Raw genomic sequence first — 25,429 nt, forward strand, 5'->3', positions numbered from 1 at the left:
TGCGGGGACGCTTTGAACATAATATGGCGAAAGAAGTCACTACTGCCCTAGAATGCTATTTTAAATAATAATGTACATATAGGTTATAATCTTTAAACCGTGTTATCAGCCGTAACCATATTTGTAAGCGTTGTGTTTCGGAGTAAAGGTTGTATTCCGTTTCATCGCGGGTCGGCTCCGCGCAGGCAGCACAAAGCCGTTTCATGGCCGATAATGATGTAAATTCCGGCAATAGGAATAACGCTTCCGTAAATTCATCAATCTCCTTTACTAATTCTGGGTCCAGCCGCTCCTTATGGCATTTAAACCAGGAGGTATACCATCTGTATCCATCATAATCGGAGCGGGAATAAACTAATTCACTGGCCGGCCGGTCGATACCGTTTTCCCCCTTTTCAATATTTTGAAAAACATGGTTAAAGGAACAAACCGGCGTGAGAATGACCTCTGATTCGGACGCAATATCCGGCAGCTTTGTGTATATATTTATTTTCATTGGTAATATACTCCTTTCTTTGGATTGCTTAACATGCAATCCGCGTAACCTCTTTCTTTTTCTGGCTGCTATGTAAAATTTGAATTGCAGCATTGACATCTCTGCTTTCATACTCATGGGTCAGATTATCAAAATAATCGCCATAATACAGTTCATTATCATAGGCACGAAATGTATTTTGCTTCCATAGTTTATCATTTTCTTCGTCCAGCTTTTTATATTGCTCCTGGACGCCATACATATACCAGTCCATCACATCATATTTAGTTTTCCATTTATCAAACTGACGGCCCTCTAACATTCGCTCAAATGCCCACAAATAAGCCTTTTCAAAATTAGGCCAGCGCCGGAATTCCCGAAGCATATTTTTAGATGATGTGAGAGGACAGCCAACACAGCCGATCCGGCTGAAGCCTTCATCGTATAATTCGCAGTATGGAATATGGTTATCGTCTATGACGTTCCAGAGCTGTTCATCAGTCCAGTCAAGAATGGGATGAAAAAATGTCACACCCTTGTATGCCTGACAGGTTTCAACTCTTGAGCGGTTCCTTCGCTTTACGCTTTCAGCTTTGCGTACCCCAGTCAGCGTAAGGACATGCCCCTCTTTCGGGCATGTGTTTCGTTCCTTGTATTCACTGCAGCAATATCGGCAGACTCTCGTAGGAGGGAACCCTTTTTTAATAATTAGGTGGAACATGGATATTCTGGGCGGTTCTTCTATCACATCGGAATGATACTTTCTGATGAAACGAAGCAGCTCAGGGGGATCAACGCTGGTTCGGCTGAATCTGGCCTGGTAGGGGATACCGGCTTGATCGAATAACCATTTCAGCACCACACTGTCTTTGCCGCCGGAAAAACGCAGACACATGGTATGGCAGCCAGCTATAACGCGCAGTTCCTTGATGACCTGCCCCACATAATCACCGTACACGGGTAAATCTATCTGGCCTCTCATTAGTATTCCTCACATTCTGATCTGTTCCTTTGGTCTGTCATAGTGGAAATCAAGATTTAACCACCATAACCTCTAATGCACCGTCCTTCCTGGCATATGGCAGGTTTGAAAGGATATCGGCGTAATATTTTCCTGTCCCTACCTCACTTTTCAGATAGCTATGGTGAGAAAGAGGCAGCCCATCGCTTCCGATAACGCCGATTACAAAAGCATCTGTCTCACGGGTGCTGTGGTACAGCATATAAGTGAGTCCTCCCTGATTCCACTTAGCTGCCCGAAAGTTATCGGCGCAGATTAAGTCCTGCCAAAATGCTTTTACCATTCCAAGCTGCTTTGAAAATAACCTGTCTTTGTGAAACGGATCAGCAGTTACCTGTGGTGCATATAATTGATGTGTTATAAAATCATTTGCCATATAGTTCAGTCTCCTTCCTTAATCGAACAGGTTCATTTGTACCGGTTGTTCTTGTTCTTCCTTAATCCTTTGCAGCCGTAATTTTTCCAGTTCCTCAATTCGTTCGGGTGTCAGCCATTTATCTGCATGAATCTTATCTAAAGAGTAATTCTCCAGGCTGCCATATCCGTTTTTAAGGATTTTTGCTTCCAGCTTTTCAATTCGTTTTGTTCGCGCCCTTTGACGCCGTTCCCGTTTTGCTTCCTTTTGGCATTTTACTAAATCTGATGAATGCGATATGTTGATACCCTCCTGGATATCAGCCAGATCCTGCATAAGGTCACGGCTTGGCCTGGATTCTGCTCTGACATTTAGAATCTCAGCCTGGAATGTGGGATCAAATAGTTTTATGGTGGTATAGGTATTCCACTTGTATTTATTCCAGATGATTTCTTTTCCATTTTGGCGGATAAAAGCCTCGCAGATATCCATACACACAGGGCGTTCAAAGTAGCGTATTCCCTTTTCAATGTGGACGATCACTTCCCCATCGAACAGGGTTCCATCTTTCCTGATGTGGCTTGTCTTTAAGTCATAGTATACGTTGGCCTTTTTCCGGCTAAGCCGCCGGTCTAAAACAGGGCACCACCCATTTTGTGAATAGCAAATCCTGGCACACCTTTGTGGTTCATAGTTTAGTCGCCATTCTCGCGTCCGTTCGTCAAAATACATATGATTCAAACATACCCGTCCATTGTGGGCTTTCGAGTATTCTTCATATTTTTTGTCCTTTTCCGCCTGACGCTCATCGTCCGCTTTTTCAATACTATTCTCGTAATCATAGCTTTCCTCTGTTCTATGGCAGACGCAATGGCACATAATACAGAGTCCTCCGCCATGAGTGCCATGGAGCAGCGGGTCATTGTCCGGACAGTCCGGGATATCGTAGGGACACCGGATAACCGGATTATCATTTTCATGACACCACAGGATACCCATATAACTCATATCGCTGTTTACATTTTTGCCCAGAACATATTTGCCGCAGCCTGTTTTATAGGTACAGTCATTCGCAACGGCTCTTTTGAAGATGAAGCCGCCGCCTAGGTTGTTAAGCGGATCGCCACCGGGAAGGGTGCTGTCTTGAATCTGTACATAATTGGGATAATGGTCCACGGAATATCCTTCTGACAAAAGGCGCTGTGTTAAAAGATTGTATTCAGCCATAAGTTCACCTCATAAACCAAGGCAGGGCCTGATGCCCAGATAATGCTCCATGCGGTTTCGTAAGGCGTCTATGTCCATATCATATTCTTTGGCGATACATGCCTCGCAGCAGGGATATTTGTAAGATAGTACCTTTGAGATCCTCTTATCCCAGCTATTAATTTGCTTGTTGCAGCTATTGCAGGTTTCGTCCAGCCATTTTAATTTTTTCATTAAAAGAATTCCTCCTTATAGATCAGCCGGCTTAATCCATTGTGTTGGCCGATAACAAAAAGAGCTGACGAATGCTTATTCAAGCAGTCAGTCAACTCTCTTGTTAAATTTCCTTAATTTCCTTCTTATCCTCTTTTATAGAATACTTTTAGTGGAACCGGTCAGCTGCTTTACGCTGCCGAATTCTGCTTACCATATAGAATCTCCTCGGGTATCCACTTCCCGTCACGCAGAATACAGCCGTTGACATCGCTATAGATATCCGGCGTCCTGGGCGGGTCTGCGAAACAATCCTCAGTCAGGTAAAGACCAAGGTGCTGATAGTAGAACGGTTCCAGAGCCGCTGCAATCTGTTTATTTAAAGTATGGGATAATTGTTCGATCTCCTTGATATCCTGACGTTTGAAAGCCGCGGCCGAAATCTGCCGTAGCAGCCCCGACTGTTTAATAGAGGTTTCTATAATAGCAATAGCTTCCTTAGAATATTCCTTGCGGATACGGATTCCCTGCAAAACCGCCTTATTGACATAGGCGGAAGTTGCCGCTCGTATATCTTCGCAAAGCGCTGTATATGGCTTGCGATACTTTGTTTTTAATTCAGATAAGGATACAAGCTCCCGGTTCCGTTTTAATTTGTCGAGCAGAGCAGACAAGGATTGATAAAGTTCCGTAATGTCCATTGCAATCCCTCCTTTCGGTAAAATTTAAAAGCCGTTCCAGATTGGCTTTCCGCGATAATCAAATGTCTCTGCGTCATTGCACTCTGTATCGGTCAAGTTCCTGATGCGTTTTCGGGAACGGGATATGAACAATTTGCTGCGTATCATGGTATTAGGCTGTTCACGCTCCAGCGTTTGATCAAAAGCCACCAGATCCTGAAAACGCTTCGGATGATGACGTTTTAGATGCCAGAAAAAATAATTGCGGTGAAATGGACAGAAAATGCAGGCGCTTGCTTTGGTGTCCAATCCCCAAACATCTAAACAGTAGCGGTAATTATCAGCCCTGGTAAGTCCCATCTCCACAAGGGGAAAGCGATTAACAAACATAGGGTGATAACTGTCAAAAATTCTTTGTTTTTCCTCAAAAGAAAAGCCAATATGCATTTCATGAGCGCCTCGGTCAGCTTCACGTAATTTTTCACGCCAACGATAACCCAGCAGCTCATAACGAACAAACTGTTGAATCTTTATAATTTTAAAATCTATTGTGCAGTGCCGTCTCATTTTAGCCTTCTTGCCATCAGCTCCTATACTCCAGAAGGGAATACTGGTGACATGTCCATTGCCAAAGTTTTTCATAAAGACGCCGTACAAATCTGTAGTGAGGACATAAAACGAAATACCACACTCCTTGCAGGCGTCAGCAATAAATGCTACCTGTCTATATACCCAGGGTGCTTCGGAACATAAATCACAGAAAATAATGGCATCATAAATCGGGACCAACGGATATTGAATACCGTTTTTAGCATTTTCACAAGACATTAGTGCCAGTGCCGTAGACTGCATTCCGGCTCCGCAGCATAATATTTTTAATTGCTTAGTCCTGTCAGAATCCATTGCAAACCACCTTTCCAAGTTATTACGTTGCAGCTTTCAAATCTTCTAAGCAGAGCGCTCCAAAAGCTGCCTTAACAGATCCTCCTGGCAATGATGCTGTTCCAGACAATGACACAGCCGGGGAATATCAATCGCGTGTACAATATCCAGACCTTCCAGCCGTTTTTCACTTTCTTCCCATACCCCAATGCCATTTGTAATGTAATGCTTGCCAGAGTTGTTTTCAAAAATAACACCTTCCCACAACCCGCTTTTATGCCTGCAGAATTTAAGTATCTTCATTCTCTGACTCCTTCCCTGCCGGCTCTAAAAGACCGGCAAAAATCAACTGTGTGGCGGTACAGAACCCGGATTTAAACATTTTTCCTGCCGGTGTTTCATAGAAATTCATTGGTTTTCCTCCTAATAGTGATAATCCAAAACCGCGCCAACATAATAGGGGGTACTGGTTCTGGCTATTCTGATAAACTGATCCAGGGGAATGGGAGCGTTCCGGTCCAAAATAAAATAGGTATCATATTGGTTACAAAAGCTCTCATTTAATCGCAATATGAGATTTTCTACCTCATAATAGTGATTGATAAACTGATCCTCGGAAACCATCTGCATATCCCCTAAAGCATTTTTAAATTGCTGGAACCGTTTTTTAAAATAGATAGTCCGTACATTGGTATTCAAGCGGAAGGCTTCACCAGAAAGCCTGCCAAGACAGTGCTGCTGCAGCCAATCTCCCAACACGCTGACCGCCTTTGCCCGATTTATCGCGGCAGTGATAGAATCTGCTGCCGGCAATGGCTGGTCCTCAAAAAAGTGCAATCCCGTCCACTCATTCCGCTCAATCGGTTTAGTGGAAATCTGATAAATATACTGGTACATAAAAATTCCTCACTTTTAAGCAATGTTTTGTTTCCCCCAGCGAATCCGCAGCCGTCCCTTATCGTCCTCTTCCTGGTACATGAGCAGTGACAGCAAATCATAATCTACATCAAAGCGCTCGTATATTTCATCTAAATTCGTATCTTGTCCTTTCATAAATAAGTTTAACTTTTCTTTTACCAGGATCATTTGCATAAGATTTGATTCAATGCTCCCGGCATAGGTGATAAAATATACGTCCTTGTACTCTGTTGAAGTGTAGCGTATAAACCGGAAATAAAACTGACTCATGCCGGAATTGTTATAATGAAGCTCCGGAATGATAATTTTATTGACGAACTCAAAGTTTACACTGGACGCAAGGCTCTGCTGGGTGCAGAGCAGGATACCGTTCTTGCTTTCCCGCAGCGTCTGCCGCAGGGCGCGCCTTTTGGCAAATGTGGTATTAGATCCGGTCACAATGTACAGAGGCCGGTTCGGAAGGTATTTGCGGATTGCCCTGGCATAAGAATCCAGAACCACCTTATGCCGCACGCCGATGGCGACAATTTCATTTTCCCACCCGGCGGCCAGCTCCACGGCAGCCATAACCTTGACAGGCGTATCGCCCCCATACTCCTTTACTGTGTCCGGCGCCGCGCTGATCCGCAGCAGCAGGACAATCTGTTGAATTAACTTCATCATGCTGTCTTTTCTGGAGTTGCCTGTCAGATTAAAGTAATCGTTCCGCATAACGAGAAACTCGTCCATGGCTTTTTCGTATACCTCTTTTTCCTCCGGCGGAAAAAGGACAGGAACCTGATGAAGCTGCTTGATGTTCTTTCCGCAGACTTCCTCAAAGGTACGTGTGATGACGGTCTTACCCAGAATTTCACTTAAAACATCGGCGTTGTAGATATCCTGTGTCTTTTGTTCCACCCCAAAAACAGTGATTTTATCTGGAAGGTGGGAAGCGGAAAAAAGAGAATATCCTTTTTTATAAGCCGGAATGGGCTGTCTGTAATACGGATTATTATGTGATTCCAGGTGAGAATCCTTTCCCTTATGGCGATAGAGCTTAGAGCACCATGAAAGCATATGGATAGAATTGTTGTAAAGAAGTTCTAATTGTGGTGCGAACTCGGAAATATTGTTTCGTGTGCTGGTGCCCGTAGTCAGAAGCTTCATGCGGCAGCGCCGGAAGCAGGCCAGTACAGCTTTGGTTCTCTGGCTGTTGGCGTTGGAGATCTCATCGCTCTCATCTAGTACGAGCTGGATTTTTTGCCGGCGCCGTTTTATCCACTTAGAAATCTGCTTCTGATACTGGCTGATTTTATTTAGGGTGATAATAACAAAATCCCCCGAGCGGATTTTCTCCAAATCCTTTAGCTTTTCCACGAATACATAGGAGATACCGTAGTTACGCAGCACCACATCCCAGTTATTCCGGATAGAGATAGCGGACGAGACTACCCAGGTATACCGGACAGCCTGACAATCCATACGGTACTGTCCAACCGCAATTCCGGCAAGGGTTTTTCCGCTGCCCTGCTCCCACTGGAGAAGGGAGTTGCGTTTTTGCAGCACAAGATTAAGGTCATGCCGCTGAAGTTCGTTTAAATGGATTGCTTCATTGTTTTCAGCATCCCACAGGACAAAGCCGGACAGCCATCTGGCGATGTTCGGGTCCTCCTTCATATCTGTAAATTGTTTGTTCTGGTTTTCGTAATCCCTTCGTTTTCCGCGCAGTAGCCGGGCATATCCGGGATAGCGTTCCGGGCTGTTTTCCAGGACCGCCTGATAGATTGGAGTTTTCACTCTCAGATCATAATCCATCTGCCGGCGTATTTTTGCGCTGTACCCTTTATAGGCAAAGTGGTAGTTTTGTTTAACCAGGGCAATTACATCCCGCTCCGGCGGCAAATTCTGTCTTTTTAAGGTTTTACGCAGATACGATAATACTTTCTTTTCTGTAATACGGACCCGGCACCATTCCTCATAAGTCATTTCATCGGGTTTCCTTTCCGTGCAAAACCGGTACAGATATTCACAGCATTTTGTATACCGGGATTTAGTCTCCGGATGTATCTTGATATGGTAGAGCAGTTTTTTAATTTTATACTGAAACTCGGCTGACGTGTCACGGCTCTTTGCAAGCTCCAGCAGGATATGTGATTTATGTACCTCCAGGTCTGATCTGGCCTTTTCCAGAAAGCAGTCATAGATCCGTTTTGCCTCTGACTGAATGTGGAAGCCCGCTGTCAGTGACAAGCCTGGTTTTGTGGTATAAGGCAGTGGAACCCAACCCTCCAATCCGCTCCGCCTTTGCCAGAATTGCAGCTTTGTGGGGAAACGTCCCGCGCCCATAGACAGGAAGGCATTGTCCGGAAGGGCAACCTGCCCGAGAAAGCTGTATCTGTTCTCCATCGCCTGAATCAGCCGGCCATCGGTAAAGGTATCGGCCAGAAAAGATTGCGGTACAATTAGAGCCATGATACCAAAGGGCTTCAGAAGTTCGGCAGCCTTAACGCAGTAATAGATCTGTGAAAGCATTTCGCTCCCGTCCTCCAGATACCATTTCAAATGGAACGGCGGATTGCCAATCACAAAATCAAAACGGATATCGGACTCATATGTGCGTATGTCTCCCAGCTCAATATTTGCCTTTGGGTAAAGGTAATGGGCTACCTTGTAGGCTTTGTGGTCAATTTCACAGCCATAGGCGTTTGACTCTGCGGGCAGAAAGTTAAAAAAATTTCCCATTCCGCAGGTTAAGTCTGCGATTAAGTCAGACGCGGAAGGCTTCAGACACGATACTACCAGGTCACAGATTGGCGGTGGTGTGAAAAACTGTCCGTTTTCTATTTCTTTTTTTGCGTCACTGTATTCATGGTAATTCTTAAAGTCATCCCGCTGCAGATTGTGCAGCCCGCCGTCTCCTGTATAGGCATTGAAGATATCAGCCGCAGTAATTCCCGCCGAGTCTGATTCGCCATGATTTATGAGATAAAGAACCTTTTCATTCAGAGTTTTTCTCTGATTGAATGAGACAGGATTAGCCTCATAGGGATATTTCATGAAAGTACCTCCTTAATAGACACGGCCCAGGTAATCGTCTGCAAATTGCCGGGCAATGGCTTCACTGGCAAATTTGATATCAACCCGTCCGTTTTTAAACATTTTAAGCTGGCTCACCTTGCTGCAGGTTGAAAATTCAACCGTATCAGAACCGGAATGACGGTAGCCTAACAGGCTGTCAAAGCCATGGGGCAGAAGCGCAAAGCGTCCTGTCTCAAAGTGTGCTATGCCTTTCAGGATTTCCTTTAAGCTGCCATAAAGCTCCCATTCTCCACTGCCATACCAATTTTTGTAAGAGCAGCCACATGCGAACCGCAGAACACATTTCTTAATTTCAAATTCCGCAGTCTTGTTTAAATAGCTCCATGCTGCGTTATGGCATTTATCCTTTAATTCATAAAGTGCCTGTTCACCAAAGTCACGGCCGTTCATTTGTTCAAAGATAAGTTTAACAATGTCCTCATAGAGAAGGGACCATGCAGACATGTCACCTTCATCCTGTTCTGGTTTTGTCCATCGTGATTCGGAAGCTTTTTGTGGTAGCAGCTTATCCTCAATCGTATTCTGATCAATGGAAACGTGATAAGTTCTGCTGAAATGCGTAACGATATTTGAGATAAATCGGGAGTGCAGCCCCACCATGTGTTCACGGATCTGTTCAGCGGAAATGTCCAGGCCGCCGCTGGTGGATAAATAGGGGGAATGAGAATCTACCTCCGACAGGATATCTGTTTGTCTGCTGCAGATATCCTCCCATATGTATTCCATTTCCTGAAAGCAGGCCAGGGCGTTTTTATAAGCGTTCTCATGAGCCTCGCAGAAGCGCCTGTCTGCCTCCGCCAGCCTGATGGCCGCCTTTATTGTGACGGTCTCGAACTTTGCTAAAATATTCATCGGAATCTCCTGTCTTTTTATCATCAGTTAGTCTGCAAAGTCTTATGAAGCTCTGACATCAACAGTTTTTGATTTTTTTCGTATTGCGGCAGAAACGGTTTTTGCAGATCATAATTGTAGTATCGAAAATACAGAAGCGAAAACAGAGCCGTCTCCCGGACCGATGGCCGGAGCTGGCGCATAAAGCGCACAATCTCCTCAGCGCATTGATATTCCAGCTTGATAAAGTCTCTGTCCTCCCTCTTAAAGTTTTTGTAAAACCAGTCATTTACCAAAACACGGCCTCCAGTCAGATGGTGAGTCTTGTCTGTACAGAGGAAGTATTCAAAATCTCTGCCTCGTTGTCCCGGCGCAACACTAAAGGGGTAAATCCTGCAGGTCCGGGGTCTGGCCGGATAGATACTGCAAAAGCCGTCCTTCAAAAAGATACAGGCATCGTCTGGCCCGACAGTCCGGACCAGATAGACGGGAAATCCGTCTGACGTCAAGGGTGCAGGCAGGCTGTATTGGCTGTAAACATCGTCGATACATGTAACAGAGTCACCGTTCTCACGTAGATAGTTCGCCAGACGGTAAGCGTCCAGGCTTTCCAGCATGACGCTGTTCTTTATATGGCGGCAGCACCTGCCGCAGCATTGACACTGATACGAAATCCAATCCTTGGACCGTACCGGTTTTACTTGTAAGGTATTGTTATCCATTCTGTCCTCCAAATAAGAAAGCCGTGGAAGAATCAATCTGCCACGGCTGAAGCGTCAGAAATCAATCTGTCTGCCGATTCTGCGCTGTTTATGATGTACTTTATGCTGCCATAGCCAAGCTAGCAGGAATCATGGCACTGGCTGACCTTGGAAAAGGGGACAGTGACAAATGATACTCTGTTTTTGCTGTTTCAAAGCGTACAAAATCTTCCATCTGTTCATGAATCTTTACTACGGGCAGGGTATGGCATATCTGCCCGTTCGCATAGAAAAAAGCGCTCTGTCCCACCACAAGGGGGCGCATAAGACGCCCGCTCATTACAAGCTCCTTTTTACCTTTTTTCATTCATTCCGACCTCCAGTCTGCTTTTGACATTTGTTTATTCATAGCATAAGTCCATCAGGATACCGCGGACTTCCTCCAGCAGCTCCTGGACGTGCTTTATGCTTGTTTTCTGCCTGCGGGCAATTTCCCTGACGCCATAGCCATCGGATTTTAAGCGCACCAGATCAAGCTGCTGCCTGGAGACTCTCCTGGCCAGGTCATGCAGCAGGAGTTTTACTTCCAGCTGTTCCATCATTTCATTACGAGATGGAATACTGTGCTCCAGCGGCGGACCATCAGGAGATAAGCTCACATGAAGGCTTACTACTTCAGCATTGCGCTTTTGGCTGCGGTTTGCTTTATAATAGTTGAGTAAATCGACCCTCATACAATTCCATGCAATCGTGCCGAATTTATACTTTTTCAGGCCGGCTTCTGTAAAATAACGCCGGACGGCCCGAAGGTAGCCGAATATCACCACATCGTAGAATTCCTCTTCGTCTAAGCTGTGAGCGTTTAAAAAAGCATAGACAAGCCCGTGATTTTCCTCGGCAAAATCTTTCTGTATATCTGATAATGGTATTTCAATCTTCATAGCTCCTCCTAAAAAAGAGGACACCCCCGGCCCAAAACCGGAGATGTCCTTTGCTGACGTATTGATCGTTTCAATGCTGTTAAAAACCATTAAGCGGGTAAGGCTTCCCGTTCCCCGTCAATCGCGGACGGAAGGGAAAAATTACCGTTTTTATCCCCGGGCAGTGTGCCTGTCTCAAGGTAATCACAGCCATCATCATGCAGCTCCTCGGTAGATGCTGCGCGCTGCTGAAGAATTCCCTTTACCTGTTCTTTAAAGCCGTCGGCATAAGCGCGTATCTGCACCAGCTCCTCGCCAGTGAAGTCATACAGACGGCGGAAGGTGGCGACACTGTAATCATTTGTGCCGTTGTTCATCTTTTTAAGCCCAATCTGCACCACGCTGCCAAAGGTCGCCCGCCGGCGAATCGCAAAGGACTGGTTTAAAAACTCACGGAAGGGGCTGATACTGGTGGGCGGAAGGGTCAGCTGAATCGGCATATATTCACCGCTGCGGAGCAGATAGAGAATCCGCATATTTTTGCAGGCCTTGGCTTTTCCGTTGGAATCAGTGCCAAAGCGGTTTAAGGCACAGGCAGCGCAGGCGCCTCCCGGATCGCCAATTCCCTGCTTCCCGTCTACGGAGGAACAGAGCGGGGCGGTATTATCATCGTACTCGCTTCCTTCCGGCCAATAGGCGCAGGTGGCGTGATTGTGAAGAATTACGCCTACCAGCGTCTTTGCGTAGTCAGGGTTTTCAGGAGCGTCGGACGGAAGCTCAAACTGAATGGTGCCGCCTGCCGGGATTTTTACCCGCTGAAAGCTCATCTGCAGACCGTCCATATCCTCGGCCAGTTCCTCGGTGCTGAATTCGCTTTCCACCATAGCCGGCAGTAAAAATTTCTCATTTTCCATTAAAGCAGTCGTATTCTGGTTATACATATTGTTTTCCTCCTCTGGTAAGGCCGCTCATTTATGCGGCCATCTGGTTAATTTTGTTCCACTGTCTCGGGGGCATGGTTAAAATCTTATACCCGATGCTTTCCAGCGTCGTAGCCCTGTCATAGCTTTCTACATTCTGGCTGTGCCTGGTAACAGCGTTGGACAGCCCGTAGAGAGTTAAATCGTTGCCTTCAATCAAATGCTGAAGAACACCGGCACTCTCGTCTTCGGTAATATGGAAGTCCCGGCTCGTCAACCGGACAATTTCAGGAACGTCCACCGTATTCATTTTGGCGGTAGTCGCATTTCGCATAATGTCTATTACCTGGGAAAAACGTGCTTCCTCCACGGCTGCTTTTACCGTATCCTCAATCTTCTTTACAAAAGCGTGATCCTCCGCAGCCAGCGTTTCCTCGGAATATAACTGGAAATTTTCTTCCAGTGTATTGATCCGTCCCGTATGATACTGGCGTGTCCTGGCGTCATTTACTACCATCCCATTCTTACATACCAACCGGTATACAAGGGGCTGTATATTTACAGAACCTTGTCCGACCTCGCTGTTGGAGATAATCAATCCGGCCTGGACAATATCGCCGGGGACAACCTCTGCTTCGAGGCGTGTATTGACAATCTTCATGTACATTCGACTCTCTGTAATCTGGCAGCTCTCAAAATGAGCGCCTTCCATCTGGCCGATGATGGGAAGTACCACTTTGGCTATCTCCATATTGTCAATGCGCCGGTAACGGTTGCTTAAAAAGGCGCGTGCCGTTCCGCCGATGGTCCGCAGCATACGCTTGGCCGGTTCCCGGTTAAACCAGGAATTGACGTTCTCAGCCAGAAGCTCCGGGTAATCAGTCCGCATACGGTCATAATAGTCTGCGGGTATCTTTAAATAGCTGCCGACCTGCCGGTGGGCAATGGAATTGATTTCAAAGGGTTCCAACGCCTCCGCTTGATTGTCATACATATGCAGGTAGAGCTGATTTCCGCTGGGTTCCAGTTTGAGGCTCCTGGTATCCACCAGATAATCTTCCTTTAACTGATTCTGACGTGTGATTTCAGCAGCCATTTCCTGCAGGGAAATACCTTCTTTCATTTGTAATATTCACTCCTTCCGTAACTTGCGCCTTACCAGGTGACTACAATCCCGGTATCGGTTATCTTCGCCGCCAGACCATTGCGCTCAAACACCTTAACCAACCGGGGCCAGTAGGTTCTTTCCGGAAAGGCGGGCAGTTGTTCCTGCGCTACCTCCTCATTGTCCTGGCGGATACAGATATTCCCATTTTCATAAAGGGTCAAGCTGTTGTGTCCGCGCGAGTTTAAGTCGGCCATAAGCGTTTCCAGTATCTTTCTGCCCTGCACCTCATACCATATTTGCGGGTCTACTGGCTGACGGTTGGGCGGCGCCTTGTGTTCCTCGTCCGGCGCAGCTCCAATATGAGACAGAGGAACAATTTTCACCATACTACAGTCGATATTTGCCTGCTGATCCACAGTTACGTCCGCATGGTCAAAATCAGGAATGCCATAAACGCGGATTCGTCCGATTCCTCCATAAACGGCAAGCCGTTCCGGTTCCTTTTCGCACCAGGACCAGGTAACATCTGGATAAGCGGCCCGTAAGTAGCTGGAAATACGATGGTTTACGTGTCGGAGCAACAAATGTTCCATCGGCGCCCCTTCCTTTTTTTCTTTTGCCTGGGGAGCCGGAGTGTAAATTCCGTCTGCATAAAGCCGTTTAAGCCGGTATTTCCGCTGCTGGCGTCTCTTTGCCTGACGCATATAGGGGAGCAGGAGAATCACTATAATCCATGAGCCCCACAGAGAAAAAACGCCTAACAGAAGCCAGGTCTGCATATCTCCTCTTACCAGCGCGAGAATAGCGATTACGATTCCTACAAGAATACTGATGCTGCCCCACAGGGCTTTGTCTTTTTTCATTATTTCTTTCATCCTCTCTTTGTAATTTTCCGGAAATAAAAAAAGAGGAACCGCACTAAGCTTTCAGTTTCTTTCTGAAAAACTTAATGTGGTTCCTCTCAATGAGCTGGAGTCTCAATCACTCCGGCAGGGTCTCGCGTTCACCGTCCAATATCTCCAGGGGTGGAAGGCTATTGGCTGGCGCCGCTGTTTCCTGGCAGTCCGGTAAACTTAACTTTTGATCCTTCGATTGCCAGTCGGGCAAAAAGCCGCAGTTGTCTAAGTAAACCTTCAGACGTTTTGTTTTGACATCGCCGTTCTGGCTGGTGCAGTCCACCAGCTCCTGGGAGCCGGAGATCCAGATCATGCTGCCCTTCTTAATTTTCAGGCGTATGAGCCGCAGAGCGTCCTCGCCCCATGTCCAAACCTGATAGTAAATAGTTCTCTGCCCGTTTCCAAAGCCAATATGCTCGGCAAGGTCAAAACAGACATAAGGGGTTTGCTTTTGGCTCTGCTTTAGCTGCAAATCTGCAGTCACATAGCCAAATACGAAAACCTGTGCCATAACACTCCTTTCTGCCAAAGGCTTTTATATCTATATAAAAAGTGCCAGCAGACAAGACCGGCCGTAGAATGGCGCGGTAATACCACTGACACTTGATTACAAACTTGACAACGTGTGCAATGCGGGCTTCTTCCGCTATATGGAGCATTGTCCATATCCCATAGGGGGGGGGGCGCACAAAAATCATTTACAGAGCAAGTATAACACTATATATAGTATATGTCAAGATAATGCAATCAATATATAGTATAAATGTATTGCCAATATACAATATGTAGCGATTTTATTCCTGCAACAGCCTGCCGATACGCTCCACAGTATCCAGCACTTCTGAAAACAGGAGCTTTCCGATATAGGGATTTTCTGCGGTATATTTATGCCAGAAGGATACCAGCATCGGTTCTTCGCGGATATCCTGCAATATTTCTTCCCAGTCTGCCAAGGCACTGGCAGAGCCGCGCTTCTTAGCTGTGTGAGCCACGGCCATGCGCAGGATATCCGGACGGATTTCTGAATACCGTTCCCTGTATAGGGTATGTAGGTCATAAAAGTCTCTTGCCCTCGTGGTTCCAATATTCCGGCGAATGATGGTTTCATATTTTTCAGCAAGGATCGTCTCCAGAGTGTAGGCCATAACCGGCACTGTTTTATGTTCAAACAGAAGTGGGTAATCATACTGGATTGCCGCGGGGGTAATCTCGTCTCCGGTGGTAATGTCTAACTTCATAGGGCTGTTGATTTTTCCGTACCGTGCGTCGATATGTACACGGAAATTGCTGTACGTGTCATCCTCACGGATTGGTTCTATCTTACGAAAAGAAAAGTCTATCCCATCGCCAACGTCAATAGACAGGATCTCCTTAATGACAGAAGTTATTTCCGGTTCCTCCATCCGGATTCCCCGCACGGTCGTATCCATGTCAATGGTGGTGCGCTCTTCAATGCCAAGCATGGACGAGATTAACAGTCCGCCCTTTAATATAAAATTTTTCCGATAGCGCGAGCCTGCCAGACGCTCCAGGACCCGCTCGAACAAAAACATTTGCAGAACCTCCTGGGGACGCAGGTTTTTCTGCGCTGCCATGTTGCGGATTGTCCCCTTTAGTTGTTCCGGTGTTTTCATGAGAGTACCTCCATATATGTTCTGATTTGTTCTTCAATTCCAAATTTTTTTCCGTATTTCAATAATTTCCGGCAGTCTGACCCGGAGCGGAAGTAATCCTTCAGAGCCTGGGTGTAGAGCTGCATATCCACATTTTTCTTATCCCGAATTATGTCACAGAGACAGCGCTCCCTGTCGTACAGGCGGATCAGACCACCTTGAGGCGATGTTGTTTCCGTTATGCCGATACTGTACATGGCGCTCATGACATAGTGAAAACGCGCCTGGGGATAATCCCTTTTTATAGTGGATATATTTGTTCCCTGCGGAACCGTCATATCAATAAAATGGGGCGTCCGGTCAGACAAACCCCAGAAATACAGCGCGGTCCCATAAGAAAAAATGGCTTTTGCACTTCTTATCTGCAGCGCCACATATTCATCGGGCAGATCCCCATGGAGCGTGTACAGCCCCTTGCGGATACGGACCAGACGGTTATCCTCCACATATTTTTTTAGCACAGCACGGCTGATCCCCAAACGCTCCACCTGCTTTGTGGATACAATTCCATTTCCGTCAGCCGCAAGCTCCTTTACCTTTAACCAGATATCATCCATCTTTGCACGCCCCCTTTGGTTTTACATTCATACTTTACATTATAAAATATTAAAGCATGAATGTAAATAAAAGCTTATCTGATTTTACTTTAATTTATGGCGGCGTCTTCAGACGCTAGGTCCGGTATGTGGTTCATAAAGCGGTAATAGTCGTCCAGCAGGTAAAACTCGTACTTTGTCGCATTAGGCTTCCTGTACCGGAAAATCAGTCCATAAATGTTTCCGGTCCCGTCCAGTCCCAGTTGACCGAGCCAGCAGGTCATAACATGGCCGTTGCGATACCAGAGACGGATATCTAAAAATTCTTTTTCCGTTACCAGACCCTTAGACACGATCCTGCGGACGGTCTCATCATCTATGAGCGGATAAACCAAAAAGTGCCGGTAAAGATCGTCCGTAAGCCCTAAAGCCTGCTGCAGGGTCAAGGGATTGGGATGTTCCAGCCACCAGAGGGTAATGCTCTCAAAGTCATTCAGACAGGGCTTCGGCTCCAAAGCATGGAAACTTTTAAGAAAAGCCTTTACCTCTTCGATGTCCGGGGGTGACGGAAGGTCTATTTCCCGGACAGATCCATTTTGGTACTCGAAGGCCAGCTTATCACCAGCTTTGTCCTCCAGCAACATGGAAGTCCTGGAGATAGGATACAACAGGAATTCTTCCAGATAAAATTTTTCCTTTAAATAACTATAGATTTTATATTGCTCTATCGTGCCCGGTTTATACAAAAGTACCCTCCTTTCATGGTATCTATAGAGGAAATAGGACTGGGCCTATTTAATTTCTGCATGATATTCTAATAATTTTTCGTACCCAAGAAACGTGTTGGTTGACAGCATGGTATCCAGATAGTCGTTTCCCAGGACAGGGGAGTTTTCATTTTGAAAATAAAAGCAATATTTCTCCCCGGTTTGTACGGCAGTATGGCTGCTGAAGAGAAGAGAGTGTTCCCTGCCAGACAGATCTGTGATCTGAACCCTTTTGTACTTTCGCAAAGGGGATACGGTGATACCGGTACAGGTTCCGGAGATGGCTGCGTATGCATCCCTTCGTATGATATTCCACAGCGACACGGAGCGAAACAGACAGAAAAGGAATATGACGCCGCTCATGGAGAGGAGCATGGAGTCAGCGGAAACCATATAGACCATGAAACTGACAATCACACCGGCAGTTCCGGTCAAGAGGGTAAGATACAATTTCCTTTTCAAAACGCGGGGGTATTTGTTCCATTTTTTCATAAATGTCAAATCCTTTCAAAAATAATCTGCTTACGCAGGTACAGATTTGCAACAGCCAGGACAACAGGCTTGCTGTTGGAGCTGGATTTAACCAGATAGGCAATATTGTCGCTGGTGGTGTCCCTGTCATCATAAAGCTTGTCAAGCACACTTTCCTCGTTGGGCAGACTGTGAATTCCCTTTTCCACACATTTGATGATTTCCGCTGTGGACATCAGGGTCTGTCCGGCCAGGCGCATTACCTGCTTTTCCCCGGCTGTCCGCTTGTCCCCACAAAGAAGCCTGCGGGCCATGGACAAAGGCACATCCTTCACCAGCACAAGCTTTAAGAATGAAAACAGCCGGAGGGGAAAGCTGCCGGAGGCCGGTATGATATACATAGTGCTTAACAAGTCATATAAAGCGTCATAATCAGTTGCTCCGCTTCCGGAGACCAGCAGCCCACGGATCAGCAGACGCTCCACGCAGGCGTTCCATGTACGGTCTGCCTGAAAGCTGTAATCGAGTACCGCCTTATTGTAAAGCTCTCCAATTTCGTTCTTCCTGGCAATCCGCCAGTTTAAGCTGCTCCAAACCAGCATTTCCTGTAAATCAACCATGTAGTCCTTCCCTCCCAGCACGATAACCGGATAGGAGCGGCCGGGGCTGTCAGTTCTTTTTTCCATACGGCCAACAGCAGTAAATAGTGTCTTTAACGTCATAGTAAATACCTCCTTTATCTGTTCCTTACGGTTGAAGCGCCGCCTTTTCAACAGGCTACCGGACACTGTCCAGAAATTTTCTGTCCTCCCGCAGCTTATAAGCGGAGCGGGAAATCCAGGCCCCCACATGAGAGGACGGCACGCCGTACATCTGTGCAATCTCCTTAATGGTAAGGCCCTTTATTTTTAATTCCAGAGCCTCGATTCCCAGCCGCGCGATGCCGTTATAATCCTGCTTCCTGGATTCCAGCAGTTCGAGCGTCTCCAGCATGGAAATATGTGCGCTGAATCCATCGACACGGTTTAAGACGGCGCCATCGGCAATCAACTCCCCCTGTTCACCAATCTCCAGCCGGGTGAAGTGACGCTGTTTGTCGCACATAGTCCGGCAGTAGGAGAGCAGCCCGTTGCGGACAACCTTTCTTGCATAAGTGGAAAACTGGGATAGGGACGGGTCATAGGAGACAGCGGCCCTGCATAGCCAGACACAACCCTCCTGGAATAAATCGTCATAGCTAAAGCCGTAAATCCTCTCATTTACATGGATGTTCAATAGAATCACCCAATGGACAACGGACATGTGTTCTGTTACCAGGCACCTCTGTTCTTCTGTCAGGATACCGTCTTTCCTCATAAATGCCGCCTCCCTTCATGCTGCCCGAATATGGTCAGTTTCCAATGCCTGATTACAAAGCTCAATCGTCCTGTCACACATATATTCCGAAAACATGCCGATATGGGTCTCCGCTTCACTAAGCCCCAGCTTGGCCTGCAGCCAGATATAAGCTTCCCACTTCTTCATATGGCAGTTTTGCTGCAGAGCGTCCAATGAGCGGTGAGCCAGAATACGCTTGCGGCGCAGTTCTTTATTGGCCGGCGTTCCCAGGGGGCGTCGGTCTTTTCTGTGGGTTCCCACATAGGAATCACAGGCCGGCCATCTGGAACAGATATACAGGTATGAATTTTTAGTTGTACCGGATTTGCCATAGACAACGCTGGCAGGCCGGCAAGTGGCGTAGGCCCCGCAATAGGGGCATCTGATTTGATGCTTCCGCTTCATAACGATTACCTCCTGATTACTCGCCGTTTACGGCGGGATTACGTTTATCAGGACAGTTTTTTGTTGAATGTCAGCGGTCGGCGTCCTGGTAAAGCTGCAGGAGCGGACAGCTGGAATCCGAGATTGTATGCCATTCGATATACCGGGAGAAAACAGCCTCAAAGGTCTTTCTCACTAAAGTCCCCCGGCATTCTGACGGTTCTATCAATTCACCGGTAAACTGCCTGACGATTTCCACAGGCATTATGATCAGGCTTCCGTCCGCATCTGCTGCCATCAGATAGCCTTCACACGGCGGGTTTTTCCCATGGGGACAGAAGGAACCGCCGCACATAACGTACAGTGTATTTCTCCAGTTGCCCCTGGTTGCCCGCATAAAGGAATAAAACTTACAATGGTTTTGATTCAATGCCTTCACCTCCATTACCGCACATTGCGAAAAGTAAAATAAAAAAGGGACCAGCGCCATCTTTCTGCGCTGATCCCCAAGGTATCTTTATCCGAATAATGCCTCAATCTCCCTGGTGATTCTGGGAATCACCGTGTCGTTAAAAATTAAGGTCAGGGCTGCCAACAGGAGGGCGCCCAGCACAACGGCTATGATTATCTTTACTGCATCGCTGATATAAAAATCACCGCGCTGATTGGAGAGTGCGGCTCGGGTGTTTAACATAAGGCGGGGTGCGGTTCTGTTTAATTTTAAAATCATTCTTTTCATGGATAAACCTCCTGGTATATTGTTGTTAAGTAGTTGTAAAACTGATATGGACCAGTTAACCGAAAAATGCGCCGAGAGAGCTTAATACTTCCGTACACAGCACTACAAGATAGATAATCATAATACATATAAGCATCATCATGGAGTACCGCTGTATTTTCTTCGGCCGTTTTGCGGCTTCCTTTTTCAGGTTGTTCTGCTCAATCTGTCTCATATCAAAGCAGATCATTTTAAAGTACATGCGCTGGTCGTCCCCCCGGAGTACGCCAACCAGACCTCTGATAACGTCCGAGAGCATGGGGCTTCCGATTCTGGTTTCAAAATGAAGCAGAGCGTTCTCATAGTTAGAAGTAATCATGTCCGCAATCGTCTGATCCAGTTCCGCGCCAAAATCCCTGCCCGCCACACGCCGGTAGGAAGTCAGGATTTTCAGCACATCCCGGTCATTTTCCAGGTTCTGCCCGATGGTCAGGGCAAAGCGCGGGATTTCCGCTTCAATGAGCTTCCGCCGCTTTCTGACAAAATCAAAAGCAGCGTAGTATGTCGAGAACCAGAGTGCCACGGCCAATCCGATTATAAGCGGCACCATGAGCGGCATCACAAATACCGCGGGCAGAGCACAAAGCCCGGTCATGCCGGCTGTTACCCAGGCTTTTGCAGTATAGACCTCCGGGGTCAGCTCCAATCCGGCTATATTTAAAGCGGACTGGAGTTTGTTGCGCCTCAGCCTGTCCAGCTTTAGGCAGGGGGCCAGAAGCACTGCGATTTTTGTAAGGTAAACCTCCGCCAGCTTTTCATTCCGTCCGCCTTGCTGCTTTCGGACCATCAGCATTGTGCGGGAGGTCCTGCTGGTGGGAATGTCTGCAAACGCACAGGCGAGATAGTAGATGCTAAAGCCAGCCAACACAACCGCCAAAAGTGCTAACACTGTCATTTGCCGTCACCTCCGTATTCAATAGGCTTACTTAGTTTCATGATCTGTGTCAGTGAAAACAGGATAATCGCGCCACAGATGGCAAGGGCGATTTTTCCTGGGGTGGTGAAAAGCAGGGTATGAAACCAGTCCTTGTTGAGGAAATATAACAGAGGTATGTTGGCAATTACCAGAAACATCATAGTAATTGCCTCACGCCGCGGCCCCTGCATCATGGCCTCCAGCTCTGACTGTACGATACGGACATCGCTGAATTTCTGGGCAATGGTAGGCAGGGTGTTCTTCATGGAACGGTCTGACTGGCACTGGATTAAAATATTGCACCATTCATGGAATACCCGGTTTGGAATTTTCATTTTCAGGCTGTTGATGGCGCTGGTGGTATTGGCGTTTATCAGTCTGGCCTCATATACAAACGCTTCAAAATTGGCTTTCACCGGTTCATTGATATAAGGCAGGTTTTCCTGTATGGACCGGATAATATCCTCTGTACGCAGGTACGAGGTTGTAATAATGGAGATGGCCGTCTCCAGCTCCTCGTTCAAATGCTTTTTGTAGCTGGCCGCCGTGCTGTGCAGATACCACACGGGCAGCAGGGAAAAGCCGATTCCCATAATCGGGACCATGTACACATTGTCGATCAGAAGCGCCAGCACCGCGCCTACCGCAAAGAGAATCAGGGTCAGCCGTTTGAGAGCTTCAAATCGGTCTGCCCTGCCTGTATCCCTTAAAATTCGTTTGATTTCATAGTCCTGGTTAAAAAATCCCTTAGACGGAGTGCCCAGGAGCACATTCAGTTCATCGCTTAACGTGGCGGCCCTGCGTCTGGACAAAAAAACAGCGTCAATGAAATCTCCGGGGCGGACCCCGAGCAGAGCCATAAGCCCGGCATTGATAAGGACAAAGCAAATCAAATAAATCCAATGCAACTAATCCACCTCCTTTCCTGTGAATTCCTCCAGTTCTTTATGAGATATTCCGTTGTCCAGCAGCCTTTTTTTCAAGCCGTCAGAGATAGAGCCTACTTTCCGATGATGCCCTACCACGCGGGTTTCCCCGCTTTCCAGAGTTACGTTGTCCACTACCTCATACTTGTAAAGAGAGCGATAGATCAGCTTTCCATCCTGGTAGTCCTCCCCCTCTATGATTTCCATGATTTTCCGGGAACGGTCCTCCAGCTGCTTCGTAAAGACAACCACCGGATAGGCTTCCACCATAATCTGCATGAGTACGGAATCGTCCATGTTATACTTGCGCTTGGCAAGCGTCATCATACGCCGGTAGGTGCTGTTGCAGGAATTAGAGTGAATGGTGGTGCAGACCGTATGACCGGTCCGGGAGCTTTCCGCAGCCGAAAGGCTCTCGGCCGCCGATCTCATTTCCCCCACGCCGATTACGTCCGGGTGCTTTCGCAACACACGCTCCAGGAGAAAATCCTGGTTGATGTTCATGGCTGGGTTCTCATGGGGCCTTGTAAGCAGGTGTACAACGGAATTGAGGATATTGCCATCGGCGTCCCTCTTGATTAAATCAAATTCCCGGCTGCCCTCCTCAATGGTAATCAGGCGCCGGTTATTGGGAACCTGGGACAGCAGCCAGGCCATCACGGTTGTTTTTCCCGAGCCGGTGGAGCCGGCGATACAGACGCTGACGCCATAGCGGATACAGGCTGTGAGAAAATGCAGCATTTCAGCGGTAGCGCTTTTGGACTCCAGAAGCTTCTGTTCAGAAACCGTCTGCTGGTTGACAATACGGATGGAAGCGTTTATCCCCACATCAGAATCAACAATAGGGGCTTTATCCACGGAGATACGGATATTCTTATCGAGAAACCCAATGACGCTGGGCATGGTATCATCAATTACCATGCCGCAGGCGTTTAACATACGGCGGACCACATCAATGGCGTGCTGGGGCGAGGTGAATTTATCCGGTATCTTGATACTGCGCCCGCTGTTCATAATCACCTCAATATCGTTATAGGCGTTGAATAGTGATAGGTAATCCTTTGAAGTTATCTCCGGATTTTCCCCCACTCCACACCGTGCATGAAACTTTCATTTCACACGGCGTTCCATCAATATTTACTTATTCTCACTAATCTCACAATTTCCAACTAAACGTCTCAAGTTATTCAGCTTCACGAAGTCTATTGATTTTCGTTTCAACAATTCAAGGTATTTTTCAATGGTTTCTACTTCTTTTGTATGAATCAGCTTATGCACTGCTCCAGTAACAAACACCAGATTTTTATATGCATCTGTGCCTCCCTCCGAACGCATGGTTTTATGATGTACTTCCATATCTGATATTTTCAGTTTTTCTCCTGTAATAAAACACCTTCCACGTTGTCCAACGTAAAGTGATATCCGGTTATCATTGTATTCCAGACTTTGGTTCTGAACAGGATTCTTCATGATATATTGCAATGTATCATAACTGAAATTTTGCAGATATTTATGGATTTTCTCCCTGCCGTTCACCGTGTAATTGCATATATCCTGCGAAAAACATACCGGTGGAGTTGTCTGCACGTAATGGATTGGATAAAGTGCCACCCGCTGTATAAATAGGGGCTTTACCTTACACTTTCCATAAAAGCGTTCATATGCCCTGCTTTTATTACCTCGTTTACTTCGTATACATTTCGTTCTGCAATAAAGGCTCTTATTGACATGAAAAGCGATTTCTGCAAAGTCTTTACTGATATGACTGGCTATCTTATAATACCCATGCAACCCCAGTACAGTAGCATTAAACTGCTGTACCCGTGCACCGATAGCATCATGTTGTAATACTTTGATTTTCTGTTTTAATTCTTTCTTGCATTTTTCTTTGCTTTTCTTTGTCATGTGGGATTTGACCACATATTTCTGACCTTTCTTCCAAAGCTTCAACTTAAATCCTAAAAATTCAGAATATCGTTTTCTTAGATTTACTATCTTGGACTTTTCCGGGCTGATTTCTAAGCCCAGTCTTTCTTCAAGCCACTGTTTTGTGGCTGCAAACATCTTTTCGGCAGTTTTTCTATCTTTACAGAGTAACTTAAAATCATCGGCATATCTGACGATAAATACTTCTTTTAAATTACCCCTTCTCAACAACTCATATTTTCTTGTCGGATTTTTATATGAGTGGTGGGTTTTATGGTTCTCCCACTGGCTTGCAATCCACCAGTCTAACTCATTAAGAACGACATTAGATAATAATGGACTGAGAATTCCGCCTTGCGGGACCCCTTTTTGTGGAACCCCTATTCCTTTAATTTCAGTCTTTAGCATCTTGGATATAATACATAACAATTGTTTATCCTGAATCCCCAGGCTCCATAACTGTTTCATGAGTTTCCCATGATTGACATTATCGAAAAATCCTTTAATATCAATATCTACTACATACTGAAAGTTATGCCGGTTGGTCAGTGCCAACACTCTGGCAATGGCATGATGAGTGCTCCGATTCGGACGGAAGCCATAACTATGTTTATAAAATTTGGCTTCACAAATCGGCTCAAGAACCTGCTTAATACATTGTTGTATCAGCCGGTCTTCCATGGTCGGAATCCCCAGTGGTCGTACTTTCCCATTATCTTTTGGAATTTCTACCCTACGAACTGGCATTGGTTGAAAATTTGACATTCTATTTCGCACATATGAGATTAACCTCTCCGGATTGTCTTTTCCAATATCCAGAATCGTAGTAGCATTGACTCCCTTGGTCTTACTGCCTTTATTCTTTTTGATGTTACGATATGCAAGCAATATATTTTCTCTGCTTACAATCAGGTCATATAGATTTGTAAATCTCCGATTTTCTTTTGCTTTGGAATACAGTTCATCATAAATCGCCTGAGTATCATAATACTCATTGTTTCTCAATCGCTGTTTCTTCCTTGATTTTCTAGTTGCCATAAGTCGGCTTTCACTTCCTTAATTGCGGAAATCCTGCCTCTCTTAGTCATACTCGAACCTTATGCAGTTTCATAACTGTTTGTAAGTTGTGTTTTACTGTAAATACTGACTTGTGGCTATCCCTCCACCGCTTATTATCACGGCTTCATCGGTACTGTGCCACTACTTTCATCAACATAAAAGCAGGTTATACAAAATGTTTTCCCTGCTAACGCTTCATAGGGATTAAGCCCTCCACGTTGCTGACTTACCACGTTCCGATAATCCTATCTTTACATATATACCCTTAGGTTCCTTCTTTAAGCCTGTCTGCTTTGACACCGCCTGTAACGGTGTAAGGAGTTTCATATCAACAAGTTTTACTAATCCTCACAGACCTTGCATTCTGCAAGCACAGCCGTTAGACTGTTTAGAGATTTAGACCCGTACACTC

At 46.2% G+C, this 25,429-nt stretch carries 32 protein-coding genes; all 32 read right to left on the bottom strand.

The features are described 5' to 3' along the window. Positions 1-55 precede the first annotated feature (55 nt). Entirely contained in the window at positions 56-496 is a 441-nt protein-coding gene (locus HMPREF9473_RS00415) for a hypothetical protein (RefSeq protein WP_006771572.1), read from the bottom strand. A 28-nt stretch (positions 497-524) separates the two neighbouring features. Continuing rightward, a complete protein-coding gene (locus HMPREF9473_RS00420; RefSeq protein ID WP_006771571.1) occupies positions 525-1,457 on the bottom strand; it encodes a phosphoadenosine phosphosulfate reductase family protein in 933 nt (310 codons plus the stop codon). Between the two features lie 49 nt (positions 1,458-1,506). Then, on the bottom strand, positions 1,507-1,872 hold the full coding sequence (locus tag HMPREF9473_RS00425; RefSeq protein WP_006771570.1) for a hypothetical protein: 366 nt from the start codon (positions 1,870-1,872) through the stop codon (positions 1,507-1,509). A gap of 18 nt (positions 1,873-1,890) precedes the next feature. After that, complete coding sequence (locus tag HMPREF9473_RS00430) at positions 1,891-3,078, bottom strand: hypothetical protein (RefSeq protein ID WP_006771569.1); 1,188 nt, start codon at positions 3,076-3,078, stop codon at positions 1,891-1,893. 9 nt (positions 3,079-3,087) lie between these two features. Further along, positions 3,088-3,291: a hypothetical protein gene (locus HMPREF9473_RS00435; protein ID WP_006771568.1), complete on the bottom strand. Its 204-nt coding sequence runs from the start codon at positions 3,289-3,291 to the stop codon at positions 3,088-3,090. Between the two features lie 170 nt (positions 3,292-3,461). After that, on the bottom strand, positions 3,462-3,971 hold the full coding sequence (locus HMPREF9473_RS00440) for a hypothetical protein (protein ID WP_006771567.1): 510 nt from the start codon (positions 3,969-3,971) through the stop codon (positions 3,462-3,464). 24 nt (positions 3,972-3,995) lie between these two features. Next, the gene (locus HMPREF9473_RS00445; RefSeq protein ID WP_006771566.1) at positions 3,996-4,853 is read right to left on the bottom strand and encodes a hypothetical protein; all 858 of its coding nucleotides are present in this window, start codon (positions 4,851-4,853) and stop codon (positions 3,996-3,998) included. A gap of 45 nt (positions 4,854-4,898) precedes the next feature. Then, positions 4,899-5,135, bottom strand: coding sequence for a hypothetical protein (locus HMPREF9473_RS00450; protein ID WP_006771565.1), 237 nt, complete (start codon positions 5,133-5,135; stop codon positions 4,899-4,901). Then, positions 5,122-5,244 (bottom strand): hypothetical protein, encoded by a 123-nt coding sequence (locus HMPREF9473_RS28345; protein ID WP_006771564.1) that lies wholly within the window; start codon positions 5,242-5,244, stop codon positions 5,122-5,124. Before HMPREF9473_RS28345 ends, HMPREF9473_RS00450 begins: the two co-directional genes overlap by 14 nt. Positions 5,245-5,255: 11 nt before the next feature. Continuing rightward, a complete protein-coding gene (locus tag HMPREF9473_RS00455) occupies positions 5,256-5,729 on the bottom strand; it encodes a hypothetical protein (RefSeq protein WP_006771563.1) in 474 nt (157 codons plus the stop codon). A gap of 15 nt (positions 5,730-5,744) precedes the next feature. Beyond that, positions 5,745-8,786: an SNF2-related protein gene (locus HMPREF9473_RS00460; RefSeq protein ID WP_006778104.1), complete on the bottom strand. Its 3,042-nt coding sequence runs from the start codon at positions 8,784-8,786 to the stop codon at positions 5,745-5,747. Between the two features lie 12 nt (positions 8,787-8,798). Next, positions 8,799-9,554: a hypothetical protein gene (locus HMPREF9473_RS00465; protein ID WP_207636776.1), complete on the bottom strand. Its 756-nt coding sequence runs from the start codon at positions 9,552-9,554 to the stop codon at positions 8,799-8,801. 149 nt (positions 9,555-9,703) lie between these two features. After that, positions 9,704-10,381: a YkgJ family cysteine cluster protein gene (locus tag HMPREF9473_RS00470; RefSeq protein ID WP_006778106.1), complete on the bottom strand. Its 678-nt coding sequence runs from the start codon at positions 10,379-10,381 to the stop codon at positions 9,704-9,706. A gap of 100 nt (positions 10,382-10,481) precedes the next feature. Further along, positions 10,482-10,727: a hypothetical protein gene (locus HMPREF9473_RS00475; protein WP_006778107.1), complete on the bottom strand. Its 246-nt coding sequence runs from the start codon at positions 10,725-10,727 to the stop codon at positions 10,482-10,484. A gap of 34 nt (positions 10,728-10,761) precedes the next feature. Continuing rightward, positions 10,762-11,301 carry a DNA-directed RNA polymerase sigma-70 factor gene (locus tag HMPREF9473_RS00480; RefSeq protein ID WP_034858546.1) on the bottom strand — a complete coding sequence of 180 codons (540 nt, stop codon included), beginning with the start codon at positions 11,299-11,301 and terminating at the stop codon, positions 10,762-10,764. A gap of 89 nt (positions 11,302-11,390) precedes the next feature. After that, entirely contained in the window at positions 11,391-12,221 is an 831-nt protein-coding gene (locus HMPREF9473_RS00485) for a hypothetical protein (RefSeq protein ID WP_006778109.1), read from the bottom strand. A gap of 31 nt (positions 12,222-12,252) precedes the next feature. Then, positions 12,253-13,323: a DUF932 domain-containing protein gene (locus tag HMPREF9473_RS00490; protein WP_006771556.1), complete on the bottom strand. Its 1,071-nt coding sequence runs from the start codon at positions 13,321-13,323 to the stop codon at positions 12,253-12,255. A 32-nt stretch (positions 13,324-13,355) separates the two neighbouring features. Then, complete coding sequence (locus HMPREF9473_RS00495) at positions 13,356-14,171, bottom strand: hypothetical protein (RefSeq protein ID WP_006778110.1); 816 nt, start codon at positions 14,169-14,171, stop codon at positions 13,356-13,358. A 118-nt stretch (positions 14,172-14,289) separates the two neighbouring features. Beyond that, positions 14,290-14,715 (bottom strand): single-stranded DNA-binding protein, encoded by a 426-nt coding sequence (locus tag HMPREF9473_RS00500; protein ID WP_006771554.1) that lies wholly within the window; start codon positions 14,713-14,715, stop codon positions 14,290-14,292. 283 nt (positions 14,716-14,998) lie between these two features. Then, positions 14,999-15,838 carry a nucleotidyl transferase AbiEii/AbiGii toxin family protein gene (locus HMPREF9473_RS00505; RefSeq protein WP_006771553.1) on the bottom strand — a complete coding sequence of 280 codons (840 nt, stop codon included), beginning with the start codon at positions 15,836-15,838 and terminating at the stop codon, positions 14,999-15,001. After that, on the bottom strand, positions 15,835-16,434 hold the full coding sequence (locus HMPREF9473_RS00510) for a type IV toxin-antitoxin system AbiEi family antitoxin domain-containing protein (RefSeq protein ID WP_006771552.1): 600 nt from the start codon (positions 16,432-16,434) through the stop codon (positions 15,835-15,837). The genes HMPREF9473_RS00505 and HMPREF9473_RS00510 overlap by 4 nt, the downstream gene beginning before the upstream one ends. A gap of 89 nt (positions 16,435-16,523) precedes the next feature. Beyond that, the gene (locus tag HMPREF9473_RS00515) at positions 16,524-17,159 is read right to left on the bottom strand and encodes a hypothetical protein (RefSeq protein ID WP_006771551.1); all 636 of its coding nucleotides are present in this window, start codon (positions 17,157-17,159) and stop codon (positions 16,524-16,526) included. 45 nt (positions 17,160-17,204) lie between these two features. After that, positions 17,205-17,642 (bottom strand): hypothetical protein, encoded by a 438-nt coding sequence (locus HMPREF9473_RS00520; RefSeq protein ID WP_242830759.1) that lies wholly within the window; start codon positions 17,640-17,642, stop codon positions 17,205-17,207. Positions 17,643-17,677: 35 nt separating this feature from the next. After that, positions 17,678-18,373, bottom strand: coding sequence for a hypothetical protein (locus HMPREF9473_RS00525; RefSeq protein ID WP_006778111.1), 696 nt, complete (start codon positions 18,371-18,373; stop codon positions 17,678-17,680). Between the two features lie 55 nt (positions 18,374-18,428). Continuing rightward, a complete protein-coding gene (locus tag HMPREF9473_RS00530; RefSeq protein WP_006771548.1) occupies positions 18,429-19,007 on the bottom strand; it encodes a sigma-70 family RNA polymerase sigma factor in 579 nt (192 codons plus the stop codon). A gap of 15 nt (positions 19,008-19,022) precedes the next feature. Beyond that, a complete protein-coding gene (locus tag HMPREF9473_RS00535) occupies positions 19,023-19,433 on the bottom strand; it encodes a zinc-finger-containing protein (protein ID WP_006778112.1) in 411 nt (136 codons plus the stop codon). 70 nt (positions 19,434-19,503) lie between these two features. Beyond that, positions 19,504-19,851, bottom strand: coding sequence for a hypothetical protein (locus HMPREF9473_RS00540; protein ID WP_242663929.1), 348 nt, complete (start codon positions 19,849-19,851; stop codon positions 19,504-19,506). A gap of 78 nt (positions 19,852-19,929) precedes the next feature. After that, positions 19,930-20,151 carry a DUF6133 family protein gene (locus HMPREF9473_RS00545; protein WP_006771545.1) on the bottom strand — a complete coding sequence of 74 codons (222 nt, stop codon included), beginning with the start codon at positions 20,149-20,151 and terminating at the stop codon, positions 19,930-19,932. Between the two features lie 55 nt (positions 20,152-20,206). Then, on the bottom strand, positions 20,207-21,085 hold the full coding sequence (locus tag HMPREF9473_RS00550; protein WP_006771544.1) for a hypothetical protein: 879 nt from the start codon (positions 21,083-21,085) through the stop codon (positions 20,207-20,209). Further along, entirely contained in the window at positions 21,082-22,014 is a 933-nt protein-coding gene (locus HMPREF9473_RS00555; protein WP_006771543.1) for a type II secretion system F family protein, read from the bottom strand. The genes HMPREF9473_RS00550 and HMPREF9473_RS00555 overlap by 4 nt, the downstream gene beginning before the upstream one ends. After that, positions 22,015-23,121, bottom strand: a complete 1,107-nt coding sequence (locus tag HMPREF9473_RS00560) for a CpaF/VirB11 family protein (RefSeq protein WP_242830760.1) — start codon at positions 23,119-23,121, stop codon at positions 22,015-22,017. Positions 23,122-23,169: 48 nt separating this feature from the next. After that, positions 23,170-24,996, bottom strand: a complete 1,827-nt coding sequence (gene ltrA / locus HMPREF9473_RS00565) for a group II intron reverse transcriptase/maturase (RefSeq protein WP_006778114.1) — start codon at positions 24,994-24,996, stop codon at positions 23,170-23,172. Between the last annotated feature and the right edge of the window lie 433 nt (positions 24,997-25,429).

It is taken from the genome of Hungatella hathewayi WAL-18680 (assembly GCF_000235505.1).
Taxonomy (GTDB): Bacteria; Bacillota; Clostridia; order Lachnospirales; family Lachnospiraceae; genus Hungatella_A; species Hungatella_A hathewayi_A.